Origin of the sequence: Nostoc sp. EspVER01, assembly GCF_034530635.1 — a bacterium.
Lineage (GTDB): Bacteria > Cyanobacteriota > Cyanobacteriia > Cyanobacteriales > Nostocaceae > Nostoc.
The window spans coordinates 41557-54740 of sequence record NZ_JAVRCS010000001.1; the positions used below are offsets into that span (position 1 = coordinate 41557).

Sequence of the window (13184 nt, forward strand, 5' to 3'; positions counted from 1 at the left end):
TGATGAGAAAACAGACGCTCGAGCCTCGGCAGAAATTAGTGATTAAGGCAGGGCGAATCGAGCAGCAGTATTGGCAGGATATCTGGAAGTATCGAGAATTGTTTTACTTCCTGGCATGGCGAGACATATTGGTGCGCTATAAGCAAACGGCGATCGGGCTGGCTTGGGCATTACTGCGGCCTTTTTTAACAACGATGGTGTTTACGCTGGTATTTGGTGTTTTACTCAAGGCACCGTCGGCGGGTGCGCCTTACCCGATTGTGGTGTTTTCGGCAATGCTACCTTGGCAGTTCTTTTCCAATGCCTTGAGTGAGTGTAGTAATAGCTTAATTAGTAATTCTAATTTAATTTCTAAGGTTTATTTTCCGCGTTTGATTGTGCCAACGAGTGCGGTGATTGTGAGTTTTGTGGATTTTATGATTTCTGCGATCATCCTGTTGGGCTTTATGGCGTGGTATAACTTTGTACCAGATTGGCGGATTTTAACGCTGCCGTTGTTTATTGCGATCGCCTTTGCGGCAGCGATGGGGTCGGGATTATGGCTGGCAGCATTAAACGTAGAATATCGGGATTTCCAATATATTGTGCCGTTTATTGTGCAGTTTGGACTTTATATTTCACCAGTGGGTTTTAGTAGTAGCGTGGTGCCGGAACAGTGGCGACTACTTTACTCGTTAAATCCAATGGTAGGTGTGATTGATGGGTTCCGGTGGGCAATTTTGGGTAAAAATTTTGACATTTATTTACCAGGATTTCTCTTGTCGGTGGCGTTAGTGATATTAGTGCTGATTACCGGAATTTATTATTTTCGCCGGATGGAGCGCAAGTTTGCAGACATTATTTAAGCACATAGGTTCAAAAGTTGTTAGCAGTTGGAGAATATATGGCAGATACGGTGATTAAGGTTGAAAACTTAAGTAAGAGCTATGTGTTGAGCCATCAGCAGGGGGGATATCGCTATAAGGCGTTGCGCGATGTCATGGCGGATGGGGCGAAATCGATCGCAAAGACTTTGAACCCTTTTAATCACAACGCAAAACGCAAAACACAAAACTCGAATCGTGAGGAATTTTGGGCAATCAAGGATCTGTCGTTTGAGATTAAGCGGGGCGATCGGGTTGGAATTCTTGGGCGGAATGGAGCGGGCAAATCGACATTACTGAAGCTTTTGAGCCGGATCACGGAACCTACTCATGGCAGTATTGAGATTACGGGGCGAGTGGCGAGTTTGCTAGAGGTGGGGACAGGTTTTCATCCTGAGTTGACAGGGCGGGAAAATATTTACCTCAATGGCGCGATTTTGGGCATGGAGCGGCAACAGATCAAACGCAAGTTTGATGAAATTGTTGATTTTGCAGAGATTGAAAAATTTTTAGATACGCCTGTTAAACGCTACTCTTCTGGGATGTATGTACGCCTCGCATTTTCGGTTGCAGCACATTTAGAGCCAGATGTTTTGATTGTGGATGAAGTTTTAGCAGTTGGAGATGCAAATTTTCAGAAAAAATGTCTTGGCAAAATGCAGGAAGTATCCAACGATCAAGCTCGAACAGTTATATTTGTAAGTCATAATATTGAAGCAATTCAACGGCTATGTTCTAAATGTTTGTTACTAAATAAGGGGCAGCTAATTAGTTACGAGAATACAAACAGCGTCATAACTCAATATTTATCTAGTAACTCTTATTCTTATCAAGCTTTACCCAACGAGTGGATAAATTTAAGTAATGTAACTCGCAATGGCAATGGACAAGCTCGTTTTATTGCTGCTCAATATAGGAGTTCAAAAAAAGATATTTCTTTTAATGCTTATTCCAATGGTGAACTTGAATTTTTACTGAATATTGAATCAGATTCTTCAAGAAATATTGGAAGTCTTGCAGTTGTTGTGTATAACCATTTTGGCATCAAGTTGGTAAATGCAGATATTGTATCACTTGGACAAATAATATCCCTTCAGCAGGGAGAAAATATAGTTCAATTAAACATTGAAAAACTACATTTAAAATCAGGTAATTATGTCATTGGTCTTTGGCTTTCCGATTCTTCATTTCATACTATCTTTGATTATATTGAGTCGGCATTTGAAATAGAGGTGGTTGAACTTCCATCCGAAGAGTTTGGTATAACATGTGACGGGTTAGTAACCTGTAACTTTCAAGTATTCTCAAAGCCAATCGCCGATTCAAATCTAAATTTAAAAACCTAGAAATAATTCACTGAGAGACTTCTAGAGATAGCCTGATGTTTATTTAATACAAAAAACATCCCTTTTGATACAAGATAGATAAGAGAGAAGGCATGGAAAAGCAAAATGTTCTTTATTTCACAAGTTATCCTTTAGACTCTAATAATGGTTGTGGAATGGCACTTTTAAATGATATTTATCAATTATCTCAGATAGAAGACATCAACCTTTATGTTGCTGTTACTTGTAACGAAAGTAATCAATTAGAAACCAAAATACAATTAGAAAAGCTGAAAGTTAAATATTACTTAACTACTCGATTAACTCCTTCTGAAAAAAAAGAAAATTTCTTAAAAGAAGTAGTAAAAATATATAAAAGATTAGTGTATAAGATACGATCTACTTTTAGCTTTCAGAATGTAACGTACTACAATTTTGATCGAGCAAAATATGTTTCTGAATATTTAACTGAACTCTGCGAACAACTCTCGATTCAAGTTGTTATTGTTGAACAACTATATAGTATTTTATGGTTTAAAAATTTCCTGAAACTTAAACAAAAAAAGATATACCTTGCAACTGATAAAGAGGCAGAATTTTTTAAGGCTCTTGCTCCCCATAATTGGTTCAATTACAAATCCCAATTTAGCATTTTTATTAGTTATTTAAGACTTAAGAATTTTGAAAAAAAAGTCTGTAAATTGGCTGATAAATGTATATTTATGTCCGAAGCAGATATTCCCAAATATTTACTAGCTAATCAAAAAGTATCGATCAATTCACAAATACTTCCGCCTAAAATCGGCGGCTGGCGTTATACAAATTCAAAGACAATTTTCTTTGCTGGTAATATTAATTTTTATTTCAATTTTTTAGCTGTAAAATGGTTAATTTATGAATTATCTCCGAGATTATTAAGACTAAATAATACAATAAAAATTGTGATCACTGGTACAGATTTTCATAATATACCCAAAGATTGGACTATAGAAAATAACGTTCATATTCCTGGTTTTATTCCTAAAAAACAGCTTGAGGATTTGTTTGAGACTTCCGATATTTTTATATGTCCTATTGATAATGATTTTTCAGTGAAAATGAAATTAGTCGAATGTGTTTCTTATGGAATGCCTTTCTTTGCAACTGAGCCTTGTCTTAAAGCATTACCATATTTATCTGGCTTACCAATTTTAGATATTAATAGCCCTGACGAAGCAGCAGCTTATATTTGTGATACTTTATCGAGAAAAGAAGTCTTAGAGCAATTAAGTCACCGAATCTTAGAAGATGCTTTTAATTTTGCTAATACTCGAAAAGATTGGTGGACAAAAACTGTTTTAGATATGTAAATATTTAACTTTAAATATTGAGATAATTATCAGAATTCATTTATCTCAATTGACAACAATCATCAAATACTAGTTATTACAACATAACCAAAATGACTACTTTCCATCAATCAGTTTTAGTTACTGGAGTAGCGGGATTTATTGGTCGTTACGTTGCTCGGTATTTCTCAGAGCAAGGTTGGTCGGTAATAGGCGTTGATAATTCGCCTCCTGAAAATGCTCCCCTTCACAACTTAACAGTCTATCATCGTCTCAAATTACCCGACCCCTCTTTAAATAACTTATTAAAGGAATATTCTCCTAAAGTTTGCATTCATTGTGCAGGGCGTGCCTCTGTTGGCTTATCGATTGTAGAACCAGATATTGACTTTCAATCTAACACAGCTTTAACTTTTGCAATTTTAAATGCGTTGCGAATTAATGCGCCTAGATGTCGATTTATTTTTCTTTCTAGTGCAGCTATTTATGGAAATCCAGAGTCATTACCTATTGGAGAAACTCAACGCTGTAACCCCATTTCTCCGTATGGATTTCATAAGTTACAAAGTGAGCAACTATGTTTAGAATTTAGCAAAGTTTATGATTTACCAACTGCAAGTGTCCGAATTTTTTCTGCTTATGGCCCGGGTTTACGCCGTCAAGTCCTTTGGGATATTTGCCGACAAGCAATTTATCAACCCCTAGTTAAGTTACAAGGAACTGGCAAAGAAAGCCGTGATTTTATTCATGTACTCGACATTGCCAAAGCTTTATTAGTAGTAGCAACTTCTGCACCAATGCAAGGAGAAACATATAATTTTGCAAGTGGAAGAGAAGTTACAATTTCAGAACTAGCGGAGATGGTGTTTAAATCCTTAGACTACAAAGGTAGTGTTGAATTTGATGGAATCGTTCCTGTTGGAACCCCCATTAATTGGCAAGCTGATGTTACAAAATTAGGAAGTCTAGGAATAACCGATTTTTTATCTTTAGAACGGGGTGTCCGTGTTTATGCAAATTGGAGTTATGCAGAACTGTTGGGCATATAATTCTTCTTTAAAAAAGCCATACTCATTAAAATAATTTTTTTCATGAACACAGAACAGTTAAAACTAATCGTCCAAAAGATATTACCATCTCCTACCCACCACTGGCTAAAGTCTCAATATAATAAGGTACGACTGGGTAGTCTGCAAAGCTTAAAACCTATAAATTCAAGTTGGGGTTTTGAACAAGGAAAACCAATTGACCGCTACTATATTGAGAATTTTTTGGGTCGCCATTCAAATGATATTCATGGTCACGTATTAGAAATTGGAGATAACTATTATACTCAGCAATTTGGAGGCGATCGCGTTACTAAAAGCGATGTATTGCACGTTCAAGATAACCCCAATGCAACAATCATCGCAGATTTAACAGATGCAGAACACATACCATCAAATACATTTGACAGCTTTATACTGGTTCAGACGCTTCAGCTAATTTACGAAGTGCGACTAGCGCTCTTAACAACCTACAGAATTATGAAACCAGGAGGTGTTGTTCTGGCTACATTTCCGGGAATCACACCACTCAAAGATCAGGAATGGAACAATTGCTGGTGTTGGAATTTTACAGCCCTATCTGCACAGCGGCTATTTGAGGAGGTTTTTCCTAAAGAGAATATTCAAGTCGAAACCCACGGAAATGCTTTGGCAGCCACAGCTTTTCTTCAAGGATTGGTAGTTCAAGATATACCCAAGGGAAAGCTAGATTATCATGACCCTAGGTACGAGGTAACTATCACCGTCAGAGCAGTGAAACCTGATATGAGGTGATGGAATGAAAATACCTGGAAGTGACAAATTGCAGCGAACAATTCGACGACTCCAGAAAAATTTAGCATCCTCTAAGGGGCTGATTTTGATGTACCATCGCGTCGCTGAGGTAAAATTAGACCCCTGGAGTCTGTGCGTAACTCCCCAAAACTTCGCCGAACAACTAGAAGTTTTGCAAAAATATTACCAACCCCTTAGCCTCAAGCAATTCGCGCAAGCGCATCGAGATGGCAATATTCCAGATCGGGCAGTAGTTGTCACATTTGACGATGGTTATGCAGACAATCTCCATTATGCCAAACCAATACTTGAGCGCTATAGCATTCCAGCCACGGTTTTCGTAAGTACTGGCTACATAGGGAAAGAGCGTGAGTTTTGGTGGGACGAGTTAGAAAGGCTACTTTTGCAACCAGGCACATTACCTGAGAAACTTTCTCTGAATATTAATGGTAGCCTTTGTCACTGGGAGCTAGGGCAAGCAGCCAATTACACTGAACAAGACTATCAAAGCGATCGCACTTCTAAAGCTTGGCAAGCTAAACCCGGTTCTCGAATGTCTTTCTATTACTCAATTTGGCAAGTATTACTACCTTTAGCGGAACGGGAATGTTTAAAAGCTCTAAACGAGTTAGTAATTTGGGCTAATGCCGAATCTACGGTACGCAAGACTCACCGCTCCCTTTTACCGGAAGAGGTGTGTGCTTTAGGACAAGAGCAATTAGTAGAAATTGGCGCTCACACAGTTACCCATCCATTTCTTTCAGCACAATCAACAGAATTACAAAGGCATGAAATCCAGCAAAGCAAAGCTGCTTTAGAGGAGATGCTCAATTGTCCCGTGACAAGTTTTTCCTATCCATTTGGTAATTACACTCCAGAAACCCTGGAACTGACTCGAACTATTGGATTTGATTGTGCTTGCACTACAACTGAAGACATTGTATGGCGACAGAGCAACAGTTTTCAATTGCCTCGCTTCGGGATTGAAAACTGGAATGGGGAAGAATTTGCCAAGCAATTAGCGAGGTGGTTTCATGGTTGAACAGATAAATAACAAACCGTTAGTTTCTTGCATCATCATCTTTTTGAACGGTATTGAAAAGTTCTTTATAGAAGCAATAGAAAGCATTTTGGCTCAAACCTATGACAATTGGGAACTTTCGTTAGCAGATGACGGCTCAACCGACGAGAGTACAGCTATTGCGTTGCGATATGCCCAACAACACCCTGACAAAGTGCGCTATTTGGAGCATGAAGGTCATCAAAATCGCGGTATGAGTGCAACGCGCAATCTGGGAATTCGCCATGCAAAAGGTGAATATATTGCTTTACTAGATGCAGATGATATCTGGTTGCCACAAAAACTGGAGAAGCAGGTAGCAATATTAGAAGCTCACCCCGAAGCAGGTATGGTTTATGGCTCCACTCTGATGTGGTTTAGCTGGACGGGTAATCCTGAAGATGCGAAGCGCGATCGCCAACGAACTCTGGGTGTAAAACCTGATACCCTACTAAAACCGCCAACACTGCTCAAGTTGTTTTTGAAAGGCAAAGCCGAAACACCAGGCACCTGTAGCGTCCTCATACGTCGCAAACTCGTTCAAGATGTCGGTGGCTTTGAGGAGTCCTTCCGAGGAATGTTTGAAGATCAAGCTTTCTTTGCCAAAGTCTGTGTCAAAGCATCTGTCTTTGTAGAAAGTGGCTGTTGGGATATGTATCGACAACACCCAAAAAGCTCCTGTTATGTTGCACAAGCTTCAGCACAATACAATCCACTCAAACCAAATTCTACCCACTTAACTTTCTTAACCTGGTTAGAGAAATATTTGTGCGAACAAGGATACCAGGATACTGAGATTTTGCAAGCTTTAAATAAAGCATTATGGCCTTATCAGCACCCACGAATGTTCTACTTGTTGCAATTTTTTCAAGATGTTACTCAGTCTCTTACGAGGAGGATAAAAAAATTGTGAAATTCATATTTAGACATACTCAGCATAAACCTAGCGGTCTGCCAAAACTAATTGACGGATAGTTTTTCACAATGACTTGAAAAAATATTTAATTACAGCAATAAAAAAACAAATTAACTAATGAAAAGCCAATTATTATGAATGACCTATACCCTTTTCGATCTGTTATTCAACCTGTGCCCGATGGAGAACCACGACCTTTATGGTCAGTGATGATTCCCACCTACAACTGTGCAAACTATCTGCGGGAAACATTAGCAAGCGTGTTATCACAAGACCCAGGACCAGAGATAATGCAAATAGAGGTGGTTGATGACCACTCCACCAAGGACGATCCTGAAGCTATTGTTAAAGAATTAGCAGGCGATCGCGTTAGTTTTTATCGCCAGCCAGAAAATGTTGGACATGTTAAGAACTTTACCACCTGTCTACAGCGATCGCGTGGCAAACTCATCCATCTTTTGCATGGTGACGATTGCGTTCGGGAAGGCTTTTATCCCAAGATGCAACAAACATTTGATACCCAGCCGGAAATAGGAGCCGCTTTCTGTCGTCACATCTTTATGGATGAGAAAGGGCACTGGCGACACTTTTCTGAGATATTACAACCTCAAAGCGGCACAATTGATAATTGGTTGGAAAAAATTATAGTCAAACAATATATTCAAACTCCCTCTATTGTCGTTCGCCGACAAGTATATGAAAAGTTAGGTAGTTTTGACCATCGGTTTTGTTTTTATTATGAAGACTGGGAAATGTGGGTGCGAATTGCCGCACAATACCCTGTATGGTACGAAGTTGAGCCACTAGCTATTTATCGGCTACATTCTGTATCTAATACTGGACAAACTGTGCGTACAGGCAAAAATATCCAAGAGGTACGCCGTGGGTTGGAAATTGTACAGTCTTATTTGCCTGCTTATCTGCCACAATCAACAGTCGATCGCCTGATCAATGCCAATAAAAAACACTCGGCAATCTGCGCTCTCAGAACAGCCCAAAATATGCTGATGATTGGCGATTTACCTGCTGCGATCGCACAAATTAAAGAGGCATTTAAATGCAGCATTTCACCAAAGGTTATGGCATATTTTATTTACTTTACTACTCAAGCTGGATTGAAACGTTCCCTGTCATTTTATCGAAGTTAAATAAACTAAATAATACCAATTGTGGAAACTAATGAGATAGTTCCTCCAGTCATTGAAGTGCTTCCAGGCTTGTTTATTGTTTTACGACTTTAAGACTTACGCACTGTACAAACGCATTATCTAGTGTATTAACTTTCAGAAAGAAAGGTATTGTCAAAATGCAAACTCCAGTTGCGTTCATCATTTTCAATCGCCCAGATAGAACCGCAAAAGTGTTTGAGGCAATTCGCCAAGCACGTCCACCTATACTCCTAGTTGCAGCAGATGGGCCTCGTGTAAATCGAATAGGAGAGACCGAAAAATGTGCTGAAACGCGATCGATTATCGATCGCGTAGACTGGCCCTGCGAAGTCTTAACCAATTATTCTGACATCAATATGGGGATGAAGCAGCGGGAAGCGACTGCTTTTTCTTGGGTATTTGACATCGTTGAAGAAGCTATTCTTCTGGAAGACGACTGTTTACCTCATCCGACATTTTTTCCCTATTGCGAAGAATTATTGAGGTATTACCGTCATGATGAGCGGGTTATGACAATTTCTGGAGATAATACCCCCTTGGGCAATCCTAGAAATCGGCAGATTCAGGATAGCTATTACTTTTCGATTTATACCCGAACATGGGGATGGGCAACCTGGCGTAGGGCATGGCAACATTACGATCTAGAAATGAAAAAGTGGTCAACCATTCGCGACGAGGGTTGGCTAAAAGACATTCTCAGAGATTCCAGAGAAGTCCAATTTTGGCAAAATCAATTTCAATCTACCTATGATGGTTTTGATACTTGGGACTATCAATGGATGCTCTGTTCCTGGTTACAAAATGCCTTGAGTATTATCCCTACAGTTAATTTGATTAGCAATCTGGGATTCGATCTGGATGGAACCAATACAACAGATCGAGGCGATCCACGCTCCAATGTTCCGACACAAGCCGTGCAATTTCCATTACAACATCCGCCTTTCATGATCCCAGATCGCCAAGCCGATCGCTTCACAAGAGAAAATGTTTATATGCCAAGTCTCTTGAAACGTGTGCAGAGAAAGCTCAGAAAAACATTCAAAAATTTAAAATAATTTGTCGATCTATTAATGTTTAACCATTGAATCTACTTATGCAAATTATTCATACTAGTTATTCTGATTTATCTGGAGGTGCTGCTCGTGCAGCTTACCGGATTCATCGTTGTCTGTTACAGGCAGAAATAGACTCTCGGATGCAAGTTTTGTCAAAGACTTCTGACGATCCAACAGTTAGAGGTAATTCATTAAAAATCGGAAGAATAACAACAGAAATTCGCACAGGGATTGGTTTATTAGCCAAAAAAACCATCAAAAGTTCTGATCCAACGCGTTATTCGGCTGGACTTCTTCCTTCTAATTGGGTAAAATCTTTCCATGCCTCTGATGCAGATGTGATAAATCTTCATTGGGTAGGTGCAGAGACTTTATCCATTAGTGAAATTGGTCAGATTCGGAAACCGATAGTGTGGACGTTTCACGATATGTGGGCATTTTGTGGAGCAGAGCACTATACAAACGATGGACTTAATGCTCGCTGGCGTGAGGGTTATCGAGCAGACAACCGTCCACAAGACGAGTCTGGTTTCGATTTAAATCGTTGGACTTGGGAACGCAAGCAACGTAACTGGAAATATCCTTTCCATATTGTTTGTCCTAGTAACTGGCTAGCAGATTGCGTTCGCAATAGTGCATTGATGGCAGATTGTCCCGTCTCAGTAATACCATATCCCTTAGATTTAGATAGCTTTCGTCCGATTGAAAAAACATTAGCACGACAGCTTTTGAATTTACCTCAACAGCGATCGTTAATTTTATTTGGTGCCTTGGGCGGAACAAATGATCCTCGCAAAGGTATTGATTTATTATTACAAGCTACCAGTTTTCTGGAAAATCAAAAGTCAAAAGATATAGAAATTGAAATAGTAATTTTTGGGCAGTCACGTCCGCCACAAGTTCCTAAATTGGGTTTTCCAATTCGATACACAGGACATCTTGCTGATGATATTTCTCTGGCTCTACTCTATTCTGCCGCTGATGTTTTTGTTGCACCTTCTAGACAAGATAATTTACCGAATACAGTTGTTGAAGCAATAGCCTGCGGCACTCCTACTGTTGCCTTCAAAATTGGAGGAATGCCTGATTTAATTCAGCATAAGGTGTCAGGTTATTTGGCACAACCATACGAAGCAGAAGATTTAGCAACAGGAATTCAATGGGTTCTACAACAACAAAAGGAAAGTAAATCTCTTAGTTTAGCAGCCCGTCGTCATGCAGAATATATGTTTGACCCAGTTCGGATCGCACAGCAGTACGTTGCGGTTTATAAGGAAGCAATGAATAGACAAAAAAAGTAATGCTGAAAAATCCCCCACAGTGGATTTAGAATCCACACAGCTTGATAAATACTAGCTTCGTAACCGAGTATCATCAAATTCGTTTAGCAACCTCCCAGAGAAAGTGCAAGGGTTTTGAGTTTATAGACGTGATAATGTTGCACTTATAATATATAAAAATTATGCTTCTTAAATTCATCCCAGAAAAAGATAAAATCCATTCAATACATAAACTTTTTTCTTTGTTTGGCAATTTTAAAAATTTTATTTTGATATTTGGTCTAGCTATTTGGGCTATTATTCCCTTATTAGGTGTAGTTTTTATACTTGCATATTGCCAAATTAATATTTCCCAAAATCAAATACTAGGAAACCAAAAACGTATACTTAATATATTTCCAATCTTACTAGTTTTATTTACAATTACTACATATATAGCCAGCTTTGAGCCATTTCAAGATACAATTGTATATCTTGATATTTATTCTTGGCTTCAGAAAGAAACAGGGTTGACTATTCCAGATATCGAACTAGAACCAGTCTCTTTCATTTTGCCTAAATATTTGAGTGTATTAATAGGGCCTAGTCAACTAAGTTTTTTATTCTTTCAATCTTTGAGCATGAATACGGCTTTCACCGTTTTTCCTATGCTATTCATGCCCGATTTTTATCCCTTAATCATATTAATTAATGTAACCACTCAAGGATACTATTTTCAACTATTTTGGATGAGACAAATTTATTCATGGATATTTATAATACCTGCTATCTATGTTGATAATTTTTTGATTGCTTGTCTTTGTATATATGTTGGCTATTGGACACACAAATCTTCTTTAATGTATATTTTTGGCATATTACCTGGACTATTCAAATATAAATTGATTAATGTATTAAATCCATTAAAATCGTTTTCTAAATATTTGAATAACAGATTTAGTATTATTATTTGTTTTGGCTCGATACTTTTATTTTCATCAGTAATAATGAAATCACTGCTAGATTTGACAAGTTTATTGTCATCTTTTGATGGTTCTGTATCTCAGAGAATCGATATTTATGGCGGTGGCGGTGATGACTACAGTTTTGGAGATAAGATTAAAAATCAAATACGTCCTATTCTTGATTATATTATTATCTCTATATTTATCTTGAGAACTGATCTAAGCAAAATAAATAGAGTATATAGCAAAACCAATAGAAGATATATAAGATGGATTACAACATTCTTTTTGCTTTTCTTACTTTATTTTGGGTCTTTGACATATGGATTTAACTTGAGAATTACCAGTATGTTTTTTTGCATACCTGGTTTTTTTTATATTATCGCTCTCTCTTCCGACAAACTTGATGATGCCTATAGCTATGATACTCTTATATTTATATTGGCAATTGTTTTCAGGATGATTTACTTTTTTGTTAGTCTCACAGTTCCTCAAAGCTACCTAACTTTTTGGAATGGTGAACCGCTAACTACACCAATCAGTGAATATTTTTACCTTTTTTATCAGTTTGCGTTAAACCTAATTAATCATAACTAATATGAATAATTGCCAAGTCTCAATAGTGACGATATCCAAAAATAATTACCAAGGATTAGAAAAAACCTTACAATCAGTTAAAGAACAAGACTATAAAATAATAGAGCATATTGTTATTGACGGAGATTCTGATGATGGAAGTAAAGAGTTTTTAGAGTCATATAACCATTCTAAAAGGTATCTTTATTTATCAGAACTAGATAATGGTATATCTAGTGCATTTAATAAAGGTTTAGAAAAAAGTAATGGGGATTTAATTTTCTTCTTAAACTCTGGAGATGTATTCTTTTCCAAAACAGTGATTTCTGAAGTTGTGCAAAGCTATATGCAACATAAATGGAAATGTGCTATCGGTGTCACTGTCACTACAAGTTTTGCTGGAGAAACTATATTTTATCGTCCGCCGCAACTTTCATCGAAGTTTCTAAAATACTTTATGTTTTTACCGCACCAGGGTTTTTTCTGTGAAACTTCCCTACATAAAAATTACAAATACAATGAGTCTCTTAAAATTTCTATGGATTACGAATTATTTCTGCGAATGCTTAAAAATATAACAATATTTTATTTGCCTACAGTAATATCAATACGCGAACCTGGAGGGATTTCTAGCCAAACTCAAAAGAGAATTATTGAGCATTCACAAATACGTTTTATCTACGCGAATAAAATACATGAAAAATTTATAATTAGTATTTTAAATACATTGATTATGCTAAAGAATTATCTCAAAATTGACTCACCTTTTGCATTCAAAAAATGAATAAATTAAATATTACATTAGCGAATATTTACTAAGACTTCAGTCATATTAAATATTTTTTTGA

General features: G+C 37.5%; 12 protein-coding genes. All 12 read left to right on the forward strand.

Going from position 1 to position 13184, the window contains the following annotated elements; genetic code table 11:
* The first annotated feature begins 2 nt into the window (after nucleotides 1-2).
* Entirely contained in the window at nucleotides 3-845 is an 843-nt protein-coding gene (locus RMX69_RS00180; protein WP_289799868.1) for an ABC transporter permease, read from the forward strand.
* A 38-nt stretch (nucleotides 846-883) separates the two neighbouring features.
* Nucleotides 884-2209: an ABC transporter ATP-binding protein gene (locus tag RMX69_RS00185; RefSeq protein ID WP_322636075.1), complete on the forward strand. Its 1326-nt coding sequence runs from the start codon at nucleotides 884-886 to the stop codon at nucleotides 2207-2209.
* A 92-nt stretch (nucleotides 2210-2301) separates the two neighbouring features.
* Nucleotides 2302-3537, forward strand: coding sequence for a glycosyltransferase family 4 protein (locus RMX69_RS00190; RefSeq protein WP_322636076.1), 1236 nt, complete (start codon nucleotides 2302-2304; stop codon nucleotides 3535-3537).
* A gap of 92 nt (nucleotides 3538-3629) precedes the next feature.
* A complete protein-coding gene (locus RMX69_RS00195) occupies nucleotides 3630-4565 on the forward strand; it encodes an NAD-dependent epimerase/dehydratase family protein (protein ID WP_289794834.1) in 936 nt (311 codons plus the stop codon).
* 42 nt (nucleotides 4566-4607) lie between these two features.
* The gene (locus RMX69_RS00200) at nucleotides 4608-5336 is read left to right on the forward strand and encodes a methyltransferase domain-containing protein (protein ID WP_322636077.1); all 729 of its coding nucleotides are present in this window, start codon (nucleotides 4608-4610) and stop codon (nucleotides 5334-5336) included.
* A 4-nt stretch (nucleotides 5337-5340) separates the two neighbouring features.
* Nucleotides 5341-6378 carry a polysaccharide deacetylase family protein gene (locus tag RMX69_RS00205; RefSeq protein ID WP_322636078.1) on the forward strand — a complete coding sequence of 346 codons (1038 nt, stop codon included), beginning with the start codon at nucleotides 5341-5343 and terminating at the stop codon, nucleotides 6376-6378.
* Entirely contained in the window at nucleotides 6371-7309 is a 939-nt protein-coding gene (locus RMX69_RS00210) for a glycosyltransferase family A protein (protein ID WP_322636080.1), read from the forward strand. The genes RMX69_RS00205 and RMX69_RS00210 overlap by 8 nt, the downstream gene beginning before the upstream one ends.
* A gap of 137 nt (nucleotides 7310-7446) precedes the next feature.
* Entirely contained in the window at nucleotides 7447-8460 is a 1014-nt protein-coding gene (locus tag RMX69_RS00215) for a glycosyltransferase family 2 protein (RefSeq protein ID WP_322636081.1), read from the forward strand.
* Nucleotides 8461-8618: 158 nt separating this feature from the next.
* The gene (locus tag RMX69_RS00220) at nucleotides 8619-9536 is read left to right on the forward strand and encodes a glycosyltransferase family 2 protein (RefSeq protein WP_322636082.1); all 918 of its coding nucleotides are present in this window, start codon (nucleotides 8619-8621) and stop codon (nucleotides 9534-9536) included.
* Between the two features lie 38 nt (nucleotides 9537-9574).
* Nucleotides 9575-10837 (forward strand): glycosyltransferase family 4 protein, encoded by a 1263-nt coding sequence (locus RMX69_RS00225; protein WP_322636083.1) that lies wholly within the window; start codon nucleotides 9575-9577, stop codon nucleotides 10835-10837.
* 161 nt (nucleotides 10838-10998) lie between these two features.
* The gene (locus tag RMX69_RS00230; RefSeq protein ID WP_322636084.1) at nucleotides 10999-12357 is read left to right on the forward strand and encodes a hypothetical protein; all 1359 of its coding nucleotides are present in this window, start codon (nucleotides 10999-11001) and stop codon (nucleotides 12355-12357) included.
* Nucleotides 12358-12382: 25 nt separating this feature from the next.
* The gene (locus RMX69_RS00235) at nucleotides 12383-13120 is read left to right on the forward strand and encodes a glycosyltransferase family 2 protein (RefSeq protein ID WP_289794827.1); all 738 of its coding nucleotides are present in this window, start codon (nucleotides 12383-12385) and stop codon (nucleotides 13118-13120) included.
* Nucleotides 13121-13184 lie beyond the last annotated feature (64 nt).

Coding starts and splice junctions, on each gene's coding strand:
- RMX69_RS00180 (WP_289799868.1), top strand. CDS start 3: ATGAGAAAACAGACGCTCGAGCCTCGGCAGAAATTAGTGATTAAGGCA.
- RMX69_RS00185 (WP_322636075.1), top strand. CDS start 884: ATGGCAGATACGGTGATTAAGGTTGAAAACTTAAGTAAGAGCTATGTG.
- RMX69_RS00190 (WP_322636076.1), top strand. CDS start 2,302: ATGGAAAAGCAAAATGTTCTTTATTTCACAAGTTATCCTTTAGACTCT.
- RMX69_RS00195 (WP_289794834.1), top strand. CDS start 3,630: ATGACTACTTTCCATCAATCAGTTTTAGTTACTGGAGTAGCGGGATTT.
- RMX69_RS00200 (WP_322636077.1), top strand. CDS start 4,608: ATGAACACAGAACAGTTAAAACTAATCGTCCAAAAGATATTACCATCT.
- RMX69_RS00205 (WP_322636078.1), top strand. CDS start 5,341: ATGAAAATACCTGGAAGTGACAAATTGCAGCGAACAATTCGACGACTC.
- RMX69_RS00210 (WP_322636080.1), top strand. CDS start 6,371: ATGGTTGAACAGATAAATAACAAACCGTTAGTTTCTTGCATCATCATC.
- RMX69_RS00215 (WP_322636081.1), top strand. CDS start 7,447: ATGAATGACCTATACCCTTTTCGATCTGTTATTCAACCTGTGCCCGAT.
- RMX69_RS00220 (WP_322636082.1), top strand. CDS start 8,619: ATGCAAACTCCAGTTGCGTTCATCATTTTCAATCGCCCAGATAGAACC.
- RMX69_RS00225 (WP_322636083.1), top strand. CDS start 9,575: ATGCAAATTATTCATACTAGTTATTCTGATTTATCTGGAGGTGCTGCT.
- RMX69_RS00230 (WP_322636084.1), top strand. CDS start 10,999: ATGCTTCTTAAATTCATCCCAGAAAAAGATAAAATCCATTCAATACAT.